Here is a 21,863-nt window from a genome sequence, read left to right on the forward strand (position 1 = left end):
TTTCTACCTTCGTCTTAACCCACCAGCAGCGGAAAGCGCGCGTCGTCCATGGGCGCGCCCGCCGGCAGCGTGTCGGCCAGCCCGGGGAAGTCGGGCGAGGTCTTCCAGCTGCGCGGCGCATGGCGGATGTCGTCGCCCAGGAAGCGCACCGAGAACACGCGGCGCCGGTTCGGCCCCTCGACCCCGGCGGCCGCATGCAGCGTGAGCATGTGGAAGCAGACGAAATCGCCGGGCTCGATGTTCCAGCCGACGATGGGGAAGCGCTCGCGCGCGCCCTCGATGTCGGGCAGGTCCTGCAGGCTGCCTTCGGGGAACCACTTGGCGTGGTTGTCCATGAAGGTGCGCGGCATCAGCCACGGCCCCTTGTGGGAGCCGGCCACGAACTCGAGCGTGGCGGCGCGCGACACCGGATCGACCGGAATCCACATGCTGACGTTCTGCTCGCCCTCGATGTTGTAGTAGGGCTGGTCCTGGTGCCAGGGCGTGCGCTGGCGCGTGCCGGGCTCCTTGACCAACAAGTGGTCGTGGTACAGCCGCACGGTCTGCGAGCCCATCAGGCGTTGCGCCAGTTGCGCGAGCGGTGCTTCGAAGATGAAGCTGCGGAAGGCGTCGATGTCCTGCCAGTTGCAGAAGTCCTCGAAGAAGCGGCCCGGGTCGTCGGGCCGGCTCGCCACCTTGGCGCGCGGGCTGGGCGCGGCGAGGTTGGCTTCGATGCCGTCCTTCAACAAGGTCAGCTCATCGGCCGTGAGCAGCTGGCGGATGCAGACCGCGCCGTCGCGCTGGAACTGCGCGACCAGCGCGTCGTCCACGCGCGCCTGCACGCGGCGCTGCAACTCCCGGGCGTCGGGAAGGACCGCGCCCGCCATCACTTCACCATCGGCAGCTTCAGGCCCTGCTTCTTCGCGGTGGCGACGGCGATGTCGTAGCCCGCGTCGGCATGGCGCATCACGCCGGTGGCCGGGTCGTTGAAGAGCACGCGCTCAATGCGCTTGGCCGCGGCATCGGTGCCGTCGCACACGATCACCACGCCCGAATGCTGCGAGTAACCCATGCCCACGCCGCCGCCGTGATGCAGGCTCACCCAGGTGGCGCCGCCCGCCGTGTTGAGCAGCGCATTCAGCAGCGGCCAATCGGACACGGCATCGGTGCCGTCCTTCATGGCTTCGGTCTCACGATTGGGGCTGGCGACCGAGCCGGTGTCGAGGTGGTCGCGGCCGATGACGATGGGCGCCTTCAGCTCGCCGTTCTTCACCATCTCATTGAAGGCCAGGCCCGCGATGTGGCGTTCGCCCAGGCCCAGCCAGCAGATGCGCGCCGGCAGGCCCTGGAAGGCGATGCGCTCGCGCGCCATGTCGAGCCAGCGATGCGTGTGCTTGTTCTCGGGGAACAGCTCCTTGATCTTGGCATCGGTCTTGTAGATGTCTTCCGGGTCGCCCGAAAGCGCCACCCAGCGGAACGGGCCCTTGCCTTCGCAGAACAGCGGGCGAATGTAGGCCGGCACGAAGCCCGGGAAGTCGAAGGCGTTCTTCACGCCTTCGTCGAACGCGACCTGGCGGATGTTGTTGCCGTAGTCGACCGTGGGGATGCCCATGGCCTGGAAGTCGAGCATGGCCTGCACGTGCACGGCGCAAGACTTGGCTGCTGCCTTCTTGAGCGCGTCGTGCTGCGACACGTCTTTCATGGCGGCCTGCCATTGGGGCACGCTCCAGCCCGAAGGCAGGTAGCCGTTGATGAGGTCGTGCGCGGAGGTCTGGTCGGTCACGAGGTCAGGCTTCAGGCCGCCGGCCTGTCCTGATTTCACGCGCTTGACCAGCTCAGGCAGGATGTCAGCCGCATTGCCGAGCAGCGCGATCGACACGGCTTCCTTTGCGTCGCAATGCTGCTTGATGAGCTCGAAGGCATGGTCGATGTCGCGCGCCTGCTTGTCGACGTAGCGCGTGCGCAGGCGGAAGTCGATGCTCGACTGCTGGCATTCGATGTTGAGCGACACGGCGCCGGCCAGCGTGGCCGCGAGAGGCTGCGCGCCGCCCATGCCGCCGAGGCCGGCCGTGAGGATCCACTTGCCCGCGAGGCTGTTGTTGTAGTGCTGGCGGCCGGCTTCGACGAAGGTTTCGAAGGTGCCCTGCACGATGCCCTGGCTACCGATGTAGATCCAGCTGCCGGCCGTCATCTGGCCGTACATGAAGAGGCCCTGGCGGTCGAGCTCGTTGAAGTGCTCCCAGTTGGCCCACTTCGGCACGAGGTTCGAGTTGGCCAGCAGCACGCGCGGTGCGTTCTCGTGCGTCTTGAACACGCCGACGGGCTTGCCCGACTGGATGAGCAGCGTCTCGTCGTCGTTCAGCTCTTTCAGCGACGCGAGGATCTGGTCGTAGCAGGCCCAGTTGCGCGCGGCGCGGCCGATGCCGCCGTACACCACGAGGTCTTGCGGGCGCTCGGCCACCTCGGCGTCGAGGTTGTTCTGCAGCATGCGGAACGGGGCTTCGGTGAGCCAGCTCTTGCAGTTGAGCTCGCTGCCGCGTGGGGCGCGGATCACGCGGGTCGGGTCATGGCGCGGGTCGGTGGCATCAGGGTTGTTCAGGGCGAATTTCTCGGGAGCGTTCATGGCGTGGTTCTCCTAATCGGGGTGTTTTTACGAGTGACTGGGCAGGATGTCGAGCAGCGCGGCCGGCAGCTCGGCCTTCAGCGCCCACTGGCGCATGGCTTCGATGTCGGGGGCGAGATAACGATCGCGTTCGAGGAAGGCGACCTTCTGACGGATGGCGGCGAATTCGGCTTCGACCAGCGGCGAACTCTTGAGATTGCGCTTGAGTTCGATGCCTTGGGCGGCGGCCATGGCTTCGATGCCGACGACCACGGCCGTGTTGTTGACCATGTCAGCCAGGCGTCGGCCCGCGAAGGTAGCCATCGAGACGTGGTCTTCCTGGTTGGCCGAGGTCGGCAGGCTGTCGACGCTGGCGGGGTGCGCGAGCGACTTGTTTTCCGAAGCCAATGCCGCCGCCGTTACCTGCGCGATCATGAAACCGGAGTTGAGGCCACCGTCGCGCACCAGGAACGGCGGCAGGCCCGACAGGCCCGTGTCGAGCAGCAACGCGATGCGGCGTTCGGCAATCGCGCCGACTTCGCTGATGGCCAGCGCAATGATGTCCGCTGCAAAGGCAACGGGCTCGGCGTGGAAGTTGCCGCCCGAGATCACCTCGCCGGTGTCGACGAACACCAGCGGGTTGTCCGACGCGGCATTGGCCTCGATGACCAGCACGCGCGCGGCGTGCGCGAGGTTGTCGAGGCAGGCGCCCATCACCTGCGGGATGCAGCGCACCGAGTACGGGTCTTGCACGCGGCCGCAGTCGGCGTGCGAGGGAACGATCTCGCTGCCTTCGAGCAGCGTGCGCACCGCGCCCGCCACGGCAATCTGGCCGAGCTGGCCGCGCGCGGCGTGGATGCGCGCGTCGAAAGGCTTGATCGAACCCTGGATGGCTTCGAGCGACAGCGCACCCGACATCAGCGAAGAGGCGAACACGTCTTCCGCGCCGAACAGGCCGAAGAGCGCGAGCGCGGTCGAGACCTGCGTGCCGTTGAGCAGCGCGAGGCCTTCCTTGGGGCCGAGCACGAAGGGTTCGAGGCCGATGCTGCGCATCGCCTCGGCGCCGCCGACAACCTTGCCATCGGCCAGGGTCGCCTGGCCTTCGCCGATCAGCACGCAGGCCATGTGCGCGAGCGGCGCGAGGTCGCCGGAAGCGCCGACCGAGCCCTTGCACGGAATGCTCGGCGTGACGCCCGCGTTGAACAGGGCCAGCAGCGCATCGACCAGCGCGGGCCGCACGCCCGAATGGCCGCGCGCCAGGCTCACGGCCTTGGTCGCGAGGATCATGCGCACCACCGGCGCAGCCAGCGGCTCGCCCGTGCCCACGCTGTGCGACAGCACCAGGTTGCGCTGCAGCTCGGCCAGGTGGTCGTTGCCGATGCGCGTGCTGGCGAGCTTGCCGAAGCCGGTGTTGATGCCGTAGACGACCTGGTCGTTCTCGACGATGTGGCGCACGGCGGCTTCGGCGCGCAGCATGCCGTCGCGCACCGACGGATCGAGCGCAAGTTGCACGCCGCCGGCCTGGATGCGTCGCAGCATCGCTAGATCGACCTTGCCGGGCATGAGGGTCAAAGTGGCATCTGGAGTGGCGGTGTGATTGCTTGGCATGTGAACCTGTCTATACAAGTAGTTGCGAGAGAAAACGTAGGTCTCTGAGGACGAAAAAAACTAGCCGAAGCTCGGGTTGCCGTCGGCTTTGAAACGGCTGCCCAGGCTGTAGCGTGAAGCGGGATGCAGGCAGCGCACCCAGGTCACGGGCGTGTTGCGTATCCACGTGCGGCGCGTCAGCAGCAGGCAGGGGTCGGTGGGTGCCATCGCGAGCCTCTGCGCCTGTTCCAGGTTGGGCAGCACGGCATCGACGACGTGTTCGATCTGGTCGAAGGGCACGTTGCGCACCAGGTATTCGCTGGGCGGCATGGCGGTGAAGTCCTGCTCGAGGTAGTCGGGCACGACCTGCGGGTTGACGTAACGCTCTTCGAGCTGCACCGGCGTTTCGTTCTCCAGGTGCAGGCAAGCGCTGTGGAACACCGAGTCGCCCGCGCGCAGGTCGAGCCACGCAGCCACGTCTGGCGAGGCGGCGATGCGCTCGACCTCGATCATTTCGCAGCGGTAGTCGTGCCCGCGCTGGCGGATTTCGCTGGCGATGTTGGCGATCTGCAGCAGCGTGGACTGCGGCTTGTTCTCGGCCACGAAGCTGCCGACGCCGGCCACGCGCACGATGCGGCCCTGCTCCACCAGCTCGCGCAGCGCGCGGTTCACCGTCATGCGGGCCATGCCGAACTGCGCCACCAGCTCGTGCTCCGAAGGCAGGCGGTGGCCGGGCGGCCACGTGCCGTCCTGGATCTTGCGGGAGATGTGATCCTTGACTTGCGCGTAGAGCGCGAGGGTCGGCAGGTCGCGTTTCATCGTTTCGGTCAATGCTCCGCCGCTGCCATCGACTCGGCGCGAATTTCTTCCGTCAGGCGCGCCTTGATGTCCATGAATTCCGGCGAGGTCTTGATGGTGTAGCTGCGCGGATGCGGAAAGTCGACCGCGATCTCGGTCTTGATGCGCCCCGGCCGTGCGCTGAACACCGCCACGCGGTTGGCCATGAAGATCGCCTCGTCGATGTCGTGCGTGACGAACAGCACCGTCTTCTGCGCCGACTCCCAGATGCCGAGCAGCAGCTCCTGCATCAGCACGCGGGTCTGGTTGTCGAGCGCGCCGAAGGGCTCGTCGAGCAGCAGCATCTTGGGGTCGTTGGCCAGCGCGCGCGCAATGGCCGTGCGCTGCTGCATGCCGCCCGAGAGCTGCTTCGGAAAGTGGTTCTCGAAACCGCGCAGGCCTACCTTGGCGATGAAAAACTCGCTGCGCTCCTTCTGGTCGGCCTCGCTCATGCCGCGCTCGCGCAGGCCGAAGCGGATGTTCTGCGCCACCGTGAGCCACGGGAACAGCGTGTAGCTCTGGAACACCACGCCGCGGTCGGCGCCCGGGCCATCGATGCGCTCCCCGTCGAGCAGCACCTGGCCGGTGGTCGGAAAGTCGAGCCCCGCCACGATGCGCAGCAGCGTCGACTTGCCGCAGCCCGAGGGGCCGAGGATGGTGACGAAGTCGTTTTCCTTCACCTCGAAGTCGATGGGCTGCAGCGCTTGCGTGCGTTGCCCCTTGGTGCCGGTGAAGACGCGTGACACGCCCTGGATGGAAAGTTGGTTCTTCGTCACAGTGCGGCCCATGCAAACAGACGGCGGTTCAATGCCTTGAAGGCGAAGTCGGAAAGGAGCCCGATGACGCCGATCACGATGATCCCGAAGATGATCTGGCCGGTGTTCAAGAGCGCCTGGCTGTCGGTGATCATGTGACCGATGCCCGACGAAGAGCCGATCAGTTCCGCCACGATCACGTACGTCCACGCCCAGCCCAGCACGAGGCGCAGCGTTTCGGCGATGCCCGGCGCGGCGCCCGGAATGAGCACGCGCGCCACGATGCCGCGGCTGTTGGCGCCCAGCGTGTAGGCGGCCTCGACGAGGTCGCGCCGCGCACCGCCGACGGTAACGGCCACCATCAGCACGATCTGGAAGAACGAGCCGATGAAGATCACCAGCAGCTTCTGCATTTCGCCCAGGCCCGCCCAGAGGATCAACAGCGGAATGAAGGCCGAGGCCGGCAGGTAGCGGCAGAACGAGACAAAGGGCTCGAAGAAGGCCTCGACGGTCTTCCAGGTGCCCATGGCAATGCCCAGCGGCACAGCGAACACCGCCGCCAGCAGGAAGCCGCCGAACACGCGCCACACAGTCATGCCGATGTCGCCGATGAAGCCGTACTCGGTGAAGAGGAGCCAGCCCTCCTTGACCATGGTCGGCGGGCTCGCGAGGAAGGTCGGCGGCACGAAGCCGCCGAGCGTGGCAATGGCCCACACCAGCACGAAGACGACGAAGAACGCGAGCCCCAGCAGCACGCGCGCACGCGCGCCGATGGGTTCGAGCGGTGCGAACGCGCGGCGGCGCGCAGGCGCGACGACCGGCGCCGCTGCGGGCCTGGGGGCAGGCGCCGCGGCCACCGCGGCGGACGGCATTTGCGACATGGTCTTACTTGACGAAGCTTGCATCGAAGGTCGCGGCGAAATCTTCAGGCGCCTTGCGGATCACGCCGGCTTCCAGAAGGATGGGCGCGGCTTCCTTCATGAAGCTGGTGAGTTCGCCCGCGAAGAATTTCTGGTTGGCAGCCTTGTCCTGCCAGCGCAGGAAGGCCGACGACTTGGCGAACTGCTCGCCGCTCTGCTTCACGGCGGAGCCCATGAGCTCATTCGACTTCTCCGGCTCGGCCTTGATCATGTCGAGCGCCTCGAAGTACGACTTGGTGAGCGCGGCGGCGGCCTTGGCGTTGGCCTTGAGCCAGGTGGGCGCGCAGCCGACGGTGTCCATCACCATCGGGTAGTCGAGCGTGGTGGCCAGGATCTTGCCGGCGGCGGGGTTGGCGCGCACGGTCGAAAGGTACGGCTCGTAGGTCATGGCGGCGTCGTTCTGGCCGGCCACGAAAGCCTGGGCCGAAGCCTGCGGCGACAGCGTGGTCGTCTTCACGTCCTTCAGCGTCATGCCGTTCTTGTTGAGCATCCAGGCCAGGCCGAAGTAAGGCGCGGTGCCGGGGGCGTCGACGCCGATGGTCTTGCCCTTGAGGTCGGAGAACTTGGTGATGTCGCCGCGCACCGCGAGGCCGTCGGCGCCGTAGGACTTGTCCATCTGGAAGATCTGCACGATGGGCACGCCGTTGGCGTTCCAGGCCACGTGCGTCTCGACCGTGGTGGCCGCGCACTGAATGGCGCCGGAAGCGAGGGCCAGGTGGCGGTCCTTCTGCGGGATCATCTTGAGTTCGACGTCGAGCCCGTTCTTCTTGAAGATGCCGGCCTTGTCGGCCAGCGAGAGCGGCGCGAAGCCGGTCCAGCCCGACATGCCGAGCGCAATCTTCGTCATGTCCTGGGCGGCGGCCGTTCCGGCCATGCCCGCTGCACATGCGCCCACTGCAACCAGCGAGGCGAACTTCACAACTACCGTCTTCTTGACCATGGGTACTCCTGGGTCTGTTTCTTTGGAAAAGGCTCGGCGGCGGGCCCGATGGCCGGGTAACGCACGCCTCGCATTGTTGCCAAGCGCCCCAACTTGTATATACAGGATAACCCGAAAGGTCATTTTTGGTGCACTTCCTTGGGAAATGCACCGCTTTGCTGTCTAGACAAGGGAGGCCGCGGGACGGGGATGACCATCGCAAACCTCGTGCCACAGTCATATCGACGGGGCTGGGGGACAATCGACGGCCCCCCCCCTTTTGCCCTCTGCGCCTCCTTTCCGACCTCCCACCGCTCGCTGCCTGTGTCCTCTCTCGCTCCCCACCCCATCGACGTCTCCGGCAGCAGCGCCCCTTCCGACATCCTCCACGAGGTCTTCGGCTATGCGCAGTTCCGCGGGGCCCAGCAGGACATCGTCGATCACGTGGTGAGCGGTGGCGATGCGCTGGTGCTGATGCCCACGGGTGGCGGCAAGTCGCTGTGCTATCAGATTCCCGCCATCGCGCGGCAGCGTGCGGGGCGCGGCGTGGCAATCGTGGTGTCGCCGCTGATCGCGCTGATGCACGACCAGGTGGGCGCGCTGCACGAGGCCGGGGTGAGCGCGGCCTTTCTCAACTCGACGCTCGACTGGGAGCAGACGCAGGACGTGGAGCGCCGCATGCTGCGCGGCGAGATCACGCTGCTGTACGCGGCGCCCGAGCGCGTGAACACGCCGCGCTTTCTGTCGCAGCTCGATTCGCTGAAGGAGCGCGGCAAGCTTTCTCTCTTCGCCATCGACGAGGCGCATTGCGTGAGCCAGTGGGGCCACGACTTCCGCCCCGAGTACCGCGCGCTGACTGTGCTGCACGAGCGCTACGCGGGCGTGCCGCGCATCGCGCTCACGGCCACGGCCGACGACCTGACGCGGGCCGACATCGTCGAGCGGCTGCAGCTGGAGGACGCGCGCCAGTTCGTCTCCAGCTTCGACCGGCCGAACATCCGCTACACCATCGTCGAGAAGAAAGACGCCACCACGCAGCTGCTGCGCTTCATCGAGCGCGAGCACGAGGGCGATGCGGGCGTGGTCTATTGCCAGTCGCGCAAGCGGGTGGAAGACGTTGCCGTGACGCTGCGCGACGCGGGCATCAACGCGCTGCCGTACCACGCGGGCCTCGATGCGGCGGTGCGACAGAAGCACCAGGACCGCTTCCTGCGCGAGGAAGGCATCGTGATGGTCGCGACCATCGCCTTCGGCATGGGCATCGACAAACCCGACGTGCGTTTTGTCGGCCACCTCGACATGCCGAAGAACATCGAGGGCTACTACCAGGAAACCGGCCGCGCGGGCCGCGACGGCGGCCCCGCCGACGCCTGGATGGCCTACGGCCTGCAGGACGTGGTCAACCAGCGCCGCATGATCGACGAGAGTCCGGCAGGCGAAGAGTTCAAGCAGGTGATGCGCGGCAAGCTCGATGCGCTGCTCTCGCTGGCCGAGGCGAGCGACTGCCGGCGCGTGCGCCTCCTGGGCTACTTCGGCGAGAAGAGCACACCCTGCGGCAACTGCGACAACTGCCTGAACCCGCCGCAGGTGTGGGACGGCACCGATGCCGCGCGCAAGCTGCTGAGCACCATCTACCGCGTGCAGCAGTTGAGCGGCATCAGCTTCGGCGCGGGGCACATCATGGACATCCTGCGCGGCAAGCCGACCGAGAAGGTCAAGCAGTTCGGCCATGAGCGCGTCAGCACCTTCGGCATTGGCGCGGAGTTCAGCGAGGTGGCGCTGCGCGGCGTGCTGCGCCAGCTGATTGCAACCGGTGCGCTGGCGGTGGACGCGGAGGCGTTCAACACGCTGAAGCTCACGGAAGGCTCGCGCGCGGTGCTCAAGGGCGAGGCGAGCGTGACGCTGCGCGAGTCGGTTTCGTCACCGGCCGAGCGCAAGCCCCGGCGCGAGAAGGTCGCCAAGGGCGCGCCATCGCCGGCTGCTGCCAAGCTCGACGACATGGGCAAGAAGCGCTTCGATGCGCTCAAGGCCTGGCGAGCCGAGGTGGCGAAGGAGCACAACCTGCCGGCCTACGTGATCTTCCACGACGCCACGCTGGCAGCCATTGCCGAGCGCGCGCCCGCGACGCTCGAAGACCTGCAGGGCATCAGCGGGATCGGCACCAAGAAGCTCGAGGCCTACGGCAGCGAGGTGCTTCGCGTCTGCGAAGCCTTCTGACGCCGGAGCATCTTCGAGGGGAACCGCATTGGACACCCGCCAGATGCGCTGCGTGGTCGCGATCGCCGAGGCGGGCAGCCTCACGAAGGCGGCCGAGCGGCTGGGCCTGGCGCAGCCAGCGCTCACGCAGACGCTGAACCGGCTCGAAAAGGAACTCGGCACACCGCTCTTCACGCGCTCGCGCCGCGGGGCCACGCTCACCGACGCGGGCCTGGCCGTCATCGACGACCTGCGCGCCAGCCTTGCCTATGGCGACACGGCCGCAGAGCGCGCCCGCGCGATAGGCGCCGGACGCGCAGGCCGGCTCACGATCGGCTTCGTGACGCATGCGGTCTACCAGGTGCTGCCGAACGCGCTGCGCCGGCTGCGCGCCGAGCATCCGCAGCTCGACGTGGTGCTGCGCGAGATGAGCAATGCCGAGCAGGTGGCGGCGCTGGAAGGCGGGCGCATCGACATCGCGCTGCTGCATCCGCCGGTGTCAGTCACGGCCCGGGTGCACGAGCTGCGGCTGGGCGAGGAGCCGATGATCGCCGCGCTGCCCGCCGCTTGGCCACTGGACGACGACGGCTGCGTGTCGCTCGCCGACATCGCGCGGCACGGGCTGGTGTGGTTTCCGGAGCAGCAGATACCCGCCCTGCGCGCGCAGCTGCTGGGCGCGCTGCGCCGCGCCGGCCACGAGACGCGCGTGGTGCAGGACGCCAACCGCACGCTGACGGTGCTGGCCTGCGTGGCTGCGGGGCTGGGCTGGTCGCTGCTGCCGCGCTCGGTGCGCGCACTGCAGCACGAGGGCGTGCGCTATGCCGAAGTGCGCGATGGCGCGGGGCTGCCGGCCTTCGAGCTTTCGGCTCTGTGGCTGGCGCGCTCGCGGCCGACCTTCGCGGACACCTTCGCTGCCATGCTGCGCGGCTGAGGCACGGCCCCGATCAATCCATCTGGATCTTGTTGTCCTTGGCGAGCTTGGTCCACTTGGTGATCTCGGCACGGCGGAAGCCGTCGAGCTCGGCGGGGCTGGAGCCGATCACCTCGGCGCCCAATGCTTCGAGCCGGCCGCGCACCTCCGGGTCCTTGAGCGTGGCCGCGAGTTCCTTCGAAAGCCGCTCCACCACCGGCGCGGGCGTGCCGGCCGGCACGAACACCGCATTCCATTCGTAGACCTCGTAGCCGGGCAGGCCGGCCTGCGCCACCGTGGGCAACTGAGGCAAGGCGGGCGCATGCGCCTTGCCGGTCACCGCCAGCGCGCGCAGCTTGCCGCCCTGGATGAAGGGCAGGCTCGAAGCCATGCTGGCAAAGAACACAGGCACGTGCCCCGACATCACGTCGGTTAGCGCGGGGCCGCCGCCCTTGTAGGCCACGTGCGTCATCTGGACGCCAGCCATCGAGGCGAACAGTTCGCCCGCCAGATGCTGCGCCGAGCCGTTGCCCGACGAGGCGTAGTTGATGCCGCCCGGCTTCGCCTTGGCCTGCGCGATCAGGTCGGCCACGTTCTTCATCGGTGCCGACGGATTCACCACCAGCACGTTGGGCACCTTCACCAGCAGGGACACCGGCGCCAGTTCGCGCAGCGTGTCGAAGGGCATCTTGCGCAGCGCGGGGTTCTGCGCGTGATTGGAAGCGTCGAGCAGCACGGTGTAGCCGTCGGGCGAACTCTTGGCGACCAGGTCGCCTCCGATGGCGCCGCCGGCACCGCCGCGGTTGTCGATCACCACCGACTGACCCAGCTTCGCCGACAGCTTGGGCGCAACGATGCGCGCCACGGCGTCGACCGTGCCGCCGGGCGGATAGCTCACGACCAGCCGCACGGGCTTGGCCGGCCACGCCTGGGCCTGCGCGCTGACGCCGCCCATCAGCAGGGCCGCGCCCGCGAGGGCAAGGGGAATGGCACGCAGCAGGCGCGCGCGAGAGATTTCGTTGGTCATTGGTCGATGTCTCCTGTATTGAACTTGAACAAGCGGGCCGGCGTGTCGACCAGGATGCGGCGGCGCACAGCGGCGTCGGGCACCCAGTCGGCCAGAGCCGCGTGTGCGGTGGCGAAATCGGCGATCCCGCGGTGCTGCGTGTGCGGCCAGTCGCTGCCCCACACGAGGCGTTCGGGGCCGAAGGACTTCAGCAGTGCCTGTGCGGCGTCGTGCGCGGCCGTGGCTGCGGTGGCCACGGGCCAGTTCCGGTAGGCGGCCGACAGCTTGACCCAGATGCGTTCGCAGGCCGCGGCGGCAAGCAGCCAGGCGAAGCCTTCGTCAGCGATGGCAGGCGCCGACGCGGGGCGGCCGAAGTGGTCCACGACCAGCGCGCATCCGGCGTCGAGCACGGCCCGTGCGGCCAGCGGCAGGTCGCGCGATTCGCGATGCAGCTCCACATGCCAGCCCAGCGCATGCACGCGGGCGAAAAGCCGCTGCCAGTCCGGCCGCAAGAAGTCGGGCAGCGGCATGCCCACGATGTTGAGGCGGATGCCGACGACGCCGGCGTCGGCCATCGCCTGCAGCGTGGCGTCTTCCACCCGCGGATCGACCACCGCGACACCGCGCAGGCGAGCGGGGCTGGCGCGCAGCGCATCAATCAGGAAGCGGTTGTCGGTACCGAGGAAGCTGGGCTGCACCAGCACGCCGTGCGAGACGCCGTGCGCATCGAGCAAGGCGAGGTACTCAGCCAGCGTGGCGTCGTAGTCGGGCGCATGCCGGCGCATCTCCGCCAGGGGCAGGCCGCGCACGAACACATGGGCGTGGCTGTCGATAGCGGTGATGGCGGAGAAGGGCACTGCGTTGTCTCTGTCGGATTCGTTGTGCGTCCGCGGGGTTGCGGACGTGGGCGAGTATCCGAAGAGCAATGCCTGTTGGGAACGTGTCTCCCGGTTGCGTTTGGATAAGCGCGGCTTATGGCGCTCAGTTCGCTGTCGGGGGCAGCGTGATCGGCACCGGCCGCGTCAGCAGGTCGACGTACAGCTCGAAGAAGCGCGCGTTGTCGAACTTCTTCACCACCGTCATCTTCTGAAGCGTCGCCCCCGCCGGCTGCGAGGTGTAGCCGATGGATTGGCCGTTGTTGGCGGCACCGGGCTTGGCGATCACGTCGACGTAGCGGTCCACGGTCTGCGTGGCGTAGCTCGGGTCGATCAGGTAGGCCAGCGTGAGGGTGTCCCAGATGTTCTGCGTGTAGTTCGGGTTGGTCTCGAAGCCGTTCTTGCCGTCGAAGCCGTAGCCGTTGAGCTTCTGGAACACGTCGGTCACGGCCGTGGGCTTGGCGGCGTGCGCGATGCGGTCGTAGATGGGCTTGGTGAGGAAGACGGTGTCGGTCACGTCCAGCGGCACCACCACCTGCGGGATCGGCAGCCGCACCACGAACTGCGCGGCGTCGGGGTCGAACCACCAGTTGAACTCGGCAGCCTTGGTGGTGTTGCCCGGGACATCGATGGCGCCGCCCATGTAGATGATCTTCTTGATGAGCGGGACGATCTCCGGGTTCTGCTTCACCGCGAGCGCGATGTTGGTGAGCGGGCCGATGGCCAGGATGGTGATCTCGTTCGGGTTGGCCTTCACGGTGTCGACGATGAAGTCGACCGCGCTCTTGCGCTGCACCACGGTGTGCTGGGCGAAGCCGTCGGGCGAGGGCTTGAGGTCGGCGTCGGTCTTGGGTTCGGGGCCGCCCCAGGCGCCGAGGTAGCCGTCGCCGCCAGCGCCGGCGGCCATTTCGGCTTCCACGTCGGCGAAGGTGTGGTTGAGCGCGTAGTTCGCACCCACGTAGATGCCGATGTTGCCGCCCACGCCGAGCCGCTCCACCGACATCAGCGCGTCGGACACGCCCTGCTTGAGCCACTGGTTGCCCGAGACCACGCTGATGCCCATGACCTGCACCTGGCCCGTGGCCTGCAGCTGCGCGGCCATGACGCCGAGCTGGCCGTCGTCGCTCATGGTGTTGTAGTCGCTGTCGATGATGATCTTCTGCGCGCTGGTGGAGCCGCCCGATCCGCCGCCACCGAAGCCCGGACCGAGGCCGATGCCGCCGCCTCCATCGCCACCTCCGCCGCAGCCCGCCAACACCGTGATGACGGCGAAGAACATCGCCCCGATCCATTTGCGCATCTTCTTCTCCTGAAACTAGGAATTTGGTTTTCAGGCTTCGACACCGAATACCACTGAAATACAAACGTTTGCGCAAAGCTTTGCGCAAACGTTTGCCAACTCTAAATGGCGAGCCACGGGTGTGGCAAGCGCCATGGCCTAGGGGTTTTCCGCGGGAACGGAGAGAAGGGTCAGCCCGGGTTGGGCTGGGGGTCGATCAAGCGGTTCTCGCGCAGCGGCGAGCGGCCCGGCATATAGGGTTGCTCCACGTCGGCCTGCTCTGTCTTCTCCAAGCCCGAGGCGGCGGACTTGGCCGACCCGGCCGGGCAGGCGCCGGTGCTGCGCAGCGTGAGCGCCGCGGACAGCCGCGCCTCGTCTTTATCGCCGAGCTGATGGCTGAAGTCGTCGGCCACGGTGCAGCCGGGGTTGGGCGTGAAGCCGTCGCCGTAGTCGCCGTAGCCCTGCTGGTTCACGCCCTTGAACTGGATCGCGAAGTAGGTGGTGCCGCAGTTGTCCTGCGGATAGAAGCCGTAGGGCTTGCCGCAGGTGGTGCCGCCGACGAGGTTGACAGTGACGCCCACGCCGCGCAGGCTGTTGACGACAGACTCGCTCGCCGAGCACGTGTCTGGGCCGGTCAGGACGGTGACGCGCGAGAGGCCGAGCGTGGGCAGGGCCTGACCGCTGCGGCTGGTGGCGGTGAAGGGCGTGAGGGTCTGCGCGACTGTCAGGTGGAACGGGTTCTTGTCGTTGAAGGCAAGTTGCTCGAAGGTCTTGCCCGCGGTCACTGACGGCGACGAGATCATGTAGGCCAGCCGGCTGGCAATGAGCAGCTGGCCGCCGCCGTTGTAGCGCATGTCGAGCACGAGGTCCTGGATGCCGGCGCCCTGCTTGAAGGTGTTCACCGCAGAGATGAGCTGCGCCTCGGAGGTCGTGATGTGGTCGTTGAACAGCAGGTAGCCGACGCGGCCGCTTCCGGTGTCGATGACCTGGACGTTCTGCACCGGCGTGCTGGTGATCTTGGCCGCCGTCAGCTGCACGGCAGGCTGCGCCGTGCCGCCCACCTCGAAGGTGAAGGTGTGCGATTCGCCGATGGCCTTGGGCGACAGGGCCGCGTTGATCGCGTTGACGTTGGCGGTGCCGGTGCTGCTGACGACGTTGATGCCGTCGATCGTGAGGATCTTCGCGCCGCGCTGCAGGCCCGCCGTGGTGGCGGGCGAATTCGGCTCGACGAAGGCGATGCGGATGTCGCGCGGCGGCGAGCTGCGCACCGACGCCGTTTCCATGCCGTAGCCGGCCGACACGCCGCCCTGCGACAGCTGGCGGTACACCTCGGTGTCGTAGGTGAAGTGAAAGCGGTCCTTGGCGCGGCCCGAGTTCGTGGTGGCCGTGGTCTTGAGCACGTTGAACCAGGTGATCGGCGTGGCGTAGTCGGCGGCCTTGAGGGTGGTCGGCACCTCGCCGTACCAGAGGTAGGTTTCGTCGATCCAGCCGCGCACCCAGCTTTTCTCGTTGTCGAGCGTGCCGCTGTGGTCGGGGTAGGCCGTGCCGGTGTCGGGGTTGATGCCGCTGCGCGGCGCGGCGCACAGGCCGGCGACCGTGGCCGAGGCGACGATGCCGCTGCCGCCGTCGCCGCTGGCGGGCGGCGGTGTGGTGGTGCCGGGCACCAGGCCGATCGGCAAACCACCGCCGCCTCCTCCACCACCGCCGCCCCCACAGCCCGCCAGCAGGCAGGCCACGGCGAGCGCAGCGCTTGCTGCTGCAGCCCATGTGCCAGGAGGCGGCAGTTGCCGCGCGTCATCGACCTTGCGAAAGCCCATGTGTTCCTCCTTGTTCTTCCTCACAGCACCGTCTTCTTCGTCCGGCTGCTGCCATTGAAGCCGGCTACTGCAGGAAGCCCATGCCGCGCGATTCGCGCACTTCAGGCTTGATGCGGTGCTCGGCTTCGAGCTGGTCGAGAAACTCGGTCGCGGAAAACTCCGCCGCGAGGATATCGACCTGTCGTTTCACCGCCGCGAAATCCCCCGGGCACAGCTGTGTCAGCGGTGCCAGCCGCGAGCGCATGGCGCTCGTCATGAGTGCGGCGTCGCCGGCGAGCGCCTCGGTGATGAACATGCGCTCCCGCTGCGTGGCGGTGAGCGGCATGAACTTGATCTTGAAGGTGAAGCGCCGCAGCGCAGCCTGGTCGAGCCGGTCGAGCAGGTTGGTGGTGCAGATGAAGACGCCGTTGAAGCGCTCCATGCCCTGCAGCATCTCGTTGACCTCGGTGACCTCGTAGGTGCGCTGCGCGCCGCGCCGGTCCTGCAGGAAGCTGTCGGCCTCGTCGAGCAGCAGCACGGCCTTTTCATTCTCGGCCTCGCGGAACATGGCGGCCATGTTCTGCTCGGTTTCGCCGACGTACTTGCTCATCAGGTCGCTGGCCTGCTTGACGATGAGCGGGCGGCCGACGGCCTTGGCGATGTGTTCGGCCAGCGCGGTCTTGCCGGTGCCTGGTGCGCCGTAGAAGCACAGCGTGCCGTGGCCGCGCGCCTTCAGTGCCTCGACGATGCGCGGGATCTCGAAGCGGGTCTCGACGTTGAGCATGTCGAGGTCGTAGGTGGTGACGCTGCGGCGCTCGCCGCGGCCGGTGTCGAGCGTGCCCAGCGCCAGGTCGGCGTTGCGCAGCTGGCGCTCTATGAGCGCTTCCATCGATGCGTCGTCGGTTCGCGCGAGCCCTGCGAAACGCACTGCCGTGCGGATCTGCGCGGGCGTGAGACCCTTGCGCTCGGCCAGCTTGGCAGTGAAGGCCTCGGACACAACCACGCCCTCGAGCGTTTTCTTCACGAGCTGCTCGCGCGCGCCGGGCGGCGGCGACTTGAGCTCGAGGTGATAGGCGAAGCGGCGGCGGAAGGCCGGGTCGATCTGCTCGATGCGGTTGGTGACCCACAGCGTGGGCACGGGGTTGGCCTCGAGGATCTGGTTGACCCAGGCCTTGCCGCTGACGCTGCCACTGGTGGGCGCCGGAATCTGCTCGGCGCGCGCCATGAATTGCGCGGCTTCCGTGCTGATGGGCGGGAAGACGTCTTCGACTTCGTCGAACAGCAGCGCGGCCTGCGCGCTGCCCTTGAGGAACACCTGCGCGATCTGCAGCGAGCGGTAGCGGTCGCGGCCGCTCAGCGAGTTGCCATCGCGGTCTGCGTATTCGACTTCGAAGAGTTCGAGTCCGGCCGCCTGCGCGACGACCTTCGCGAGTTCGGTCTTGCCGGTGCCGGGCGGGCCGTAGAGCAGCACGTTGACGCCGGGCTCCTTGCGCGCGACCGCCGCTCGCAGCAGAGTGACGAGCATCTGCGCATCTTCCTGCACGAAAGAGAAGTCGTGCGGCGTGAGCGCGCTCTTGGCCGAAGGCCGCGTGAACACGGCCATCAACTCGTTGTGGTCGCGGTATTCGCGCATGAGCACGGGCGGCAGCTTCTCGCTGACCTTCATGAGATCTGCGAGGTCGGTGATGTTGTGCTCGGAGATGAGGTTCTCGACGAGCCCGATGCGTTCGAGCCGCGAGCCCGCGCGCAGGGCCTCGCCCACTTCGCTTGCGTTAACGCCCGCGATGTCGGCGATGGCCGCATAGGCCTCGGGTGCGTTGTTGACCTTGAACTCGACCAGCAGCGAGCGCAGGTCACGCTGGTAGCGCGCAAGCGTGCCGTAGAGCAGCAGCGCGCGCTCGGCCTTGTTGAGCTGCAGCAGGCCTGCGAGCGCATCGATGTTCTTCTCGACCAGCGTCGACTGCTTGCGCAGTGCGTGCGTGAGCCAGTCGCGCGTGACGGCCAGCACCGAGAGCAGGTCCTTGGGCTGGTCCTTGGCGTATTCGTCGAGGTAGAAGAACAGCGTGCCCTCTTCGTACGGGCCGCGCCACACGCCGTGGCGTTCCAGCAGCGTGCGGCCGTCGAAGTCTTCGACGCCCTTCCATGCTTCGTTGCCCGCGCAGCGGCGTCCGAGGAATTCGCGCAGCCGCTGCAGCACCGCCGCGGGCCACACCAGGTGCCGCCCCGTGAGCGACAGGAGGCCGTTGATATCGCGCCGCACATTGAAGCGCGGCCCCTGCTTGGCTGCGAGCGTGAGCACGAAGTGCGAGCACATGAGCTCGAGCACCGGCGCCTCCTTGAGGCCGGGCGACGGCAATGCCTGCCCGCGTACCGCAGCAGCCACTACATCGACACCCGCACGCTTGGCCATCAGGCAACCTCCAACGAGGACAATCTCAATCTCGGAGCGACCATAACGCAGACTTTTAGCTTCGGGAAGGCCAGTAAACGGGAAAAACCCTGATGGTGCGATTCCAGCCACAATGCGCGCCATGATCGGAATCCAGGAAATCGAGCGCGCCGCGGCGCGCCTGCAAGGCCAGGTGCTCAACACGCCGTGTGTCGAGTCACGCACCCTGTCGGAAATCGTCGGCGCTCAGGTGTTCCTGAAATTCGAGAACCTGCAGTTCACATCCTCGTTCAAGGAGCGGGGGGCGTGCAACAAGCTGGTCGATCTTTCCCAGAACGGTACACGCGGAGTGATCGCCATGTCTGCCGGCAACCATGCGCAGGGTGTGGCCTATCACGCGCAGCGCCTCGGATTGCGCGCCCTGATCGTGATGCCGCGCTTCACCCCTGGTGTGAAGATCGAACGCACGCGCGGCTTCGGCGCCGAGGTGGTGCTGCACGGCGACACGCTGGAGGCGGCGCGGACCCACGCTTTCGAGCTTGCACAGCGCGAAGGGCTGACCTTCGTGCATCCCTACGACGACGAGGCAATCATCGCGGGCCAGGGCACGGTGGCGCTCGAGATGCTCGACGCCGTACCCGACCTGGACACGCTGGTGGTAGCGGTGGGCGGCGGCGGGCTGATCGCGGGCATGGCGGTCGCCGCGCGCGAGCGCAAGCCGGGCATCGAGATCGTCGGTGTGCAGACCACGCGCTTTCCGGCGATGGTCAACGCCATCAAGGGCACGCACCACGTGCAGGGCAAGAGCACGATCGCCGAAGGCATTGCGGTCGGCACGCCCGGCGTGCTGACGCAGGAAATCATCGCGAGCAAGGTCGACGACCTGCTGCTGGTGGACGAAGGCGACATCGAGCAAGGCGTGCTGATGCTGCTCGAAATCGAGAAGACGCTGGTCGAAGGCGCGGGCGCGGCGGGGCTGGCGGCGCTGATCCGGCACCCCGAACGCTTCAAGGGCAAGCGCGTGGGGCTGGTTCTGTCGGGCGGCAACATCGATCCGCTGCTGCTAGCGGCCATCATCGAGCGGGGCATGGTGCGGGCTGGGCGGCTGGCCCGAGTGCGTGTCAGCGCACGCGATGTGCCGGGCTCATTGGCGCAGATTACGGCCACTGTGGCCGAAGCGGGCGCTAACGTCGACGAGGTTCACCATCAACGCGCCTTCACGATGCTGGCGGCGCAGAACGTCGACGTCGAGCTGGTGCTGCAGACGCGCGGGCGGGCCCATCTGGCCAGCGTGCTGGCCGCGCTGAAGGATGCGGGCTTCGAAGCCGAAGAGCAGCATTGAGCCGCAAGATCAACCCCGACAAGCCTGATTCAGGGGCTCGCATCCCCCTAGACCGGCCCTGGGCTACCCGCCGGTAAAATGCTATCAGTTTGTCAATTGAGCCTTCGAGGAATTTCCCGATGTCCAACCCTACTCCCGTCGAGCCGAGCCACGCTGCCGCTGTCGAAAAAGACGCTGTCGAATCGGTCGTTCACCTGATGCCGCTGGTACTTCCGCTGGCCGGCGGCGTGCTGATGCTGCTTCTGGCATCGATCGCGGTCTTCTTGGCCTGACGCTGACAGGCACTGTCGCCTTTGTCTGCGGGCGGTGCGGCCCGCACTGACGCAATCTCCCGAAGCGAAACGTTTTCTCAAACGGACCTCCGTGCCTGAGCAGGCACAGCGCCCCGTTCGGAAAGACGATTTTTCAACTTAGGAGATTTTCCGATGAACGCACCCACGATGCAGGGCCTCAACATTCAGGCGCCCTCATACGTCAAGAACGCGAAACTGATTGCCTGGGTGGCCGACATGGCCGCGCTGTGCAAACCCGAGGCCATCCACTGGTGCGACGGGAGCAAGGAAGAATACGACCGCCTCTGCCAGCAACTGGTCGACGCCGGCACCTTCAAGAAGCTCAACCCCGCCAAGCGCCCCAATTCGTTCCTCGCGGTGTCCGACCCGAGCGACGTGGCGCGCGTCGAAGACCGCACCTTCATCTGCTCCGCGGAAAAGGAAAACGCCGGCCCCACCAACAACTGGATGGCACCGGCTGAAATGCGGGCGACGCTGCACCCCCTGTTCGACGGCTGCATGAAGGGCCGCACGATGTACGTCGTGCCGTTCAGCATGGGCCCGCTGGGCTCGCCGATTGCCCACATCGGCATCGAACTGTCCGACTCGCCTTATGTGGCCGTCAACATGCGCATCATGACCCGCATGGGCAAGGCCGTGTATGAGGTGCTGGGCGCCGACGGCGACTTCGTGCCTTGCGTGCACACCGTGGGTGCGCCGCTCGAAGCCGGCCAGAAAGACGTGGTCTGGCCCTGCAACAAGACCAAGTACATCGTTCACTACCCCGAGACGCGCGAGATCTGGAGTTATGGCTCCGGCTACGGCGGCAACGCGCTGCTGGGCAAGAAGTGCTTCGCGCTGCGCATCGCTTCCAACATGGGCCGCGACGAAGGCTGGTTGGCCGAGCACATGCTCATCCTGGGCGTGACGAGTCCCGAAGGCAAGAAGTACCACGTGGCGGCTGCGTTCCCCAGCGCTTGCGGTAAGACCAACTTCTCGATGCTGGTGCCGCCTGCCGGCTTCGAAGGCTGGAAGGTCACGACCATCGGCGACGACATCGCCTGGATCAAGCCCGGCAAGGACGGCCGCCTGTACGCCATCAATCCTGAAGCGGGTTACTTCGGCGTGGCGCCGGGCACCAACATGCTGACCAATCCGAACTGCATGGACAGCCTGCATCACGACGTGATCTTCACGAACGTGGCACTCACCGATGACGGCGACGTGTGGTGGGAAGGCATGGAGCAGGACACCAAGACCCTGCCCGAGCATCTGACCGACTGGCAAGGCAATGACTGGACGCCGCAGATCGCCAAGGAGACTGGCGCCAAGGCAGCCCACCCGAACTCGCGTTTTACCGTGGCGGCCACGAACAACCCCGCGCTCGACGACGCTTGGGACGACCCGAAGGGCGTGGCAATCGACGCCTTCATCTTCGGCGGTCGGCGCTCGACCACCGTGCCGCTGGTGACCGAAGCCCGCAATTGGGTTGAAGGCGTCTATATGGCTGCGACCATGGGTTCAGAGACCACTGCCGCCGCCGCCGGCCAGCAAGGCGTGGTGCGCCGCGATCCGTTCGCGATGCTGCCGTTCATGGGCTACAACATGAGCGACTATTTCCAGCACTGGCTCAATCTCGGCAAGAAGCTGGAAGCCTCGGGCGCCAAGCTGCCGAAGATTTACACGACCAACTGGTTCCGCAAGGGTGCCGACGGCAAGTTTGTCTGGCCAGGCTACGGCGAGAACATGCGCGTGCTGAAGTGGATGATCGACCGCGTCGAAGGCAACAAGACCGAAGGTGTGGAACACATCACCGGTGTGAGCCCGCGCTATGAGGATCTGAACTGGACGGGCCTGAACTTCAGCGCCGAGCAATTCGCCACGGTGACCAGTATTGACAAGGCAGCTTGGCAAGCGGAGTTGAAGCTGCACGCGGAACTGTTCAAGCAGCTGGAGCACCATCTGCCGACGGAATTGCCGGAAACCAAGGCTGCTATTGAGCAGCGCCTGGCCGCCTAATCACACTGGTTGCGCCAACAAAAAAAGCCCGATGGATTCATCGGGCTTTTTTTGTTTCTGCGCATTTGAATATTTGCAAATTCCAAAAGCAAAAACCCCCAGTCATTTCTGACTGGGGGTTTCTGGGCTGTAAGAGCCTGACGATGACCTACTTTCACACGGGAACCCGCACTATCATCG

Annotated in this window: 18 protein-coding genes; 5 read left to right on the forward strand and 13 right to left on the reverse strand. The window is 66.7% G+C overall.

The window, feature by feature from the left end:
* Positions 1 to 14 precede the first annotated feature (14 nt).
* From BLW48_RS33685 to BLW48_RS33715, 7 genes are read right to left on the reverse strand one after another with little or no spacing between them, the layout of a single operon-like run.
* Positions 15 to 866, reverse strand: coding sequence for a phytanoyl-CoA dioxygenase family protein (locus tag BLW48_RS33685; protein ID WP_093180019.1), 852 nt, complete (start codon positions 864 to 866; stop codon positions 15 to 17).
* On the reverse strand, positions 866 to 2,602 hold the full coding sequence (gene hutU / locus BLW48_RS33690) for a urocanate hydratase (protein WP_093180021.1): 1,737 nt from the start codon (positions 2,600 to 2,602) through the stop codon (positions 866 to 868). The genes BLW48_RS33685 and hutU overlap by 1 nt, the downstream gene beginning before the upstream one ends.
* Before the next feature lie 27 nt (positions 2,603 to 2,629).
* Positions 2,630 to 4,189, reverse strand: coding sequence for a histidine ammonia-lyase (hutH, locus tag BLW48_RS33695; protein ID WP_093180022.1), 1,560 nt, complete (start codon positions 4,187 to 4,189; stop codon positions 2,630 to 2,632).
* 60 nt (positions 4,190 to 4,249) lie between these two features.
* Positions 4,250 to 4,987 (reverse strand): histidine utilization repressor, encoded by a 738-nt coding sequence (gene hutC / locus BLW48_RS33700; RefSeq protein ID WP_093081817.1) that lies wholly within the window; start codon positions 4,985 to 4,987, stop codon positions 4,250 to 4,252.
* An 8-nt stretch (positions 4,988 to 4,995) separates the two neighbouring features.
* On the reverse strand, positions 4,996 to 5,793 hold the full coding sequence (locus BLW48_RS33705) for an ABC transporter ATP-binding protein (RefSeq protein WP_093059229.1): 798 nt from the start codon (positions 5,791 to 5,793) through the stop codon (positions 4,996 to 4,998).
* Positions 5,778 to 6,632: an ABC transporter permease gene (locus BLW48_RS33710; RefSeq protein ID WP_093180039.1), complete on the reverse strand. Its 855-nt coding sequence runs from the start codon at positions 6,630 to 6,632 to the stop codon at positions 5,778 to 5,780. The genes BLW48_RS33705 and BLW48_RS33710 overlap by 16 nt, the downstream gene beginning before the upstream one ends.
* A 13-nt stretch (positions 6,633 to 6,645) precedes the next feature.
* A complete protein-coding gene (locus tag BLW48_RS33715) occupies positions 6,646 to 7,620 on the reverse strand; it encodes an ABC transporter substrate-binding protein (protein WP_093180024.1) in 975 nt (324 codons plus the stop codon).
* Between the two features lie 303 nt (positions 7,621 to 7,923).
* Between BLW48_RS33715 and recQ the strand changes: the two genes are divergently transcribed.
* Both recQ and BLW48_RS33725 read left to right on the forward strand, forming a co-directional pair.
* Entirely contained in the window at positions 7,924 to 9,816 is a 1,893-nt protein-coding gene (recQ, locus tag BLW48_RS33720; RefSeq protein WP_093180025.1) for a DNA helicase RecQ, read from the forward strand.
* Positions 9,817 to 9,844: 28 nt separating this feature from the next.
* Complete coding sequence (locus BLW48_RS33725; RefSeq protein WP_093180027.1) at positions 9,845 to 10,726, forward strand: LysR family transcriptional regulator; 882 nt, start codon at positions 9,845 to 9,847, stop codon at positions 10,724 to 10,726.
* Positions 10,727 to 10,739: 13 nt separating this feature from the next.
* Here BLW48_RS33725 and BLW48_RS33730 read toward each other — a convergent pair whose 3' ends face one another.
* The 5 genes from BLW48_RS33730 to BLW48_RS33750 form a co-directional block, all read right to left on the reverse strand.
* Entirely contained in the window at positions 10,740 to 11,732 is a 993-nt protein-coding gene (locus tag BLW48_RS33730) for a tripartite tricarboxylate transporter substrate binding protein (protein ID WP_093180029.1), read from the reverse strand.
* Positions 11,729 to 12,568, reverse strand: coding sequence for an amidohydrolase family protein (locus BLW48_RS33735; protein ID WP_177142502.1), 840 nt, complete (start codon positions 12,566 to 12,568; stop codon positions 11,729 to 11,731). Before BLW48_RS33735 ends, BLW48_RS33730 begins: the two co-directional genes overlap by 4 nt.
* Positions 12,569 to 12,692: 124 nt before the next feature.
* Positions 12,693 to 13,886: a nucleoside hydrolase gene (locus tag BLW48_RS33740; RefSeq protein WP_093059218.1), complete on the reverse strand. Its 1,194-nt coding sequence runs from the start codon at positions 13,884 to 13,886 to the stop codon at positions 12,693 to 12,695.
* A gap of 170 nt (positions 13,887 to 14,056) precedes the next feature.
* A complete protein-coding gene (locus BLW48_RS33745) occupies positions 14,057 to 15,682 on the reverse strand; it encodes a S41 family peptidase (protein WP_093180032.1) in 1,626 nt (541 codons plus the stop codon).
* Between the two features lie 64 nt (positions 15,683 to 15,746).
* Positions 15,747 to 18,071: an ATP-binding protein gene (locus tag BLW48_RS33750; RefSeq protein ID WP_093180033.1), complete on the reverse strand. Its 2,325-nt coding sequence runs from the start codon at positions 18,069 to 18,071 to the stop codon at positions 15,747 to 15,749.
* 121 nt (positions 18,072 to 18,192) lie between these two features.
* On the opposite strand from BLW48_RS33750, the gene BLW48_RS33755 reads away from it, so the two are divergent.
* The 3 genes from BLW48_RS33755 (at position 18,193) to BLW48_RS33760 (ending at position 21,683) form a co-directional block, all read left to right on the forward strand.
* Entirely contained in the window at positions 18,193 to 19,392 is a 1,200-nt protein-coding gene (locus BLW48_RS33755; protein ID WP_176929023.1) for a threonine ammonia-lyase, read from the forward strand.
* 119 nt (positions 19,393 to 19,511) lie between these two features.
* Positions 19,512 to 19,664, forward strand: coding sequence for a hypothetical protein (locus BLW48_RS35555; RefSeq protein WP_177142503.1), 153 nt, complete (start codon positions 19,512 to 19,514; stop codon positions 19,662 to 19,664).
* Between the two features lie 153 nt (positions 19,665 to 19,817).
* Positions 19,818 to 21,683, forward strand: a complete 1,866-nt coding sequence (locus BLW48_RS33760; RefSeq protein WP_093180035.1) for a phosphoenolpyruvate carboxykinase (GTP) — start codon at positions 19,818 to 19,820, stop codon at positions 21,681 to 21,683.
* Here BLW48_RS33760 and BLW48_RS35695 read toward each other — a convergent pair.
* On the reverse strand, positions 21,680 to 21,863 hold a 184-nt coding region (locus BLW48_RS35695), incomplete at its 5' end, for a hypothetical protein (protein WP_218137564.1). The genes BLW48_RS33760 and BLW48_RS35695 overlap by 4 nt on opposite strands.

The organism is Variovorax sp. YR266 (genome assembly GCF_900107295.1).
Classification (GTDB): Bacteria; Pseudomonadota; Gammaproteobacteria; order Burkholderiales; family Burkholderiaceae_C; genus Variovorax.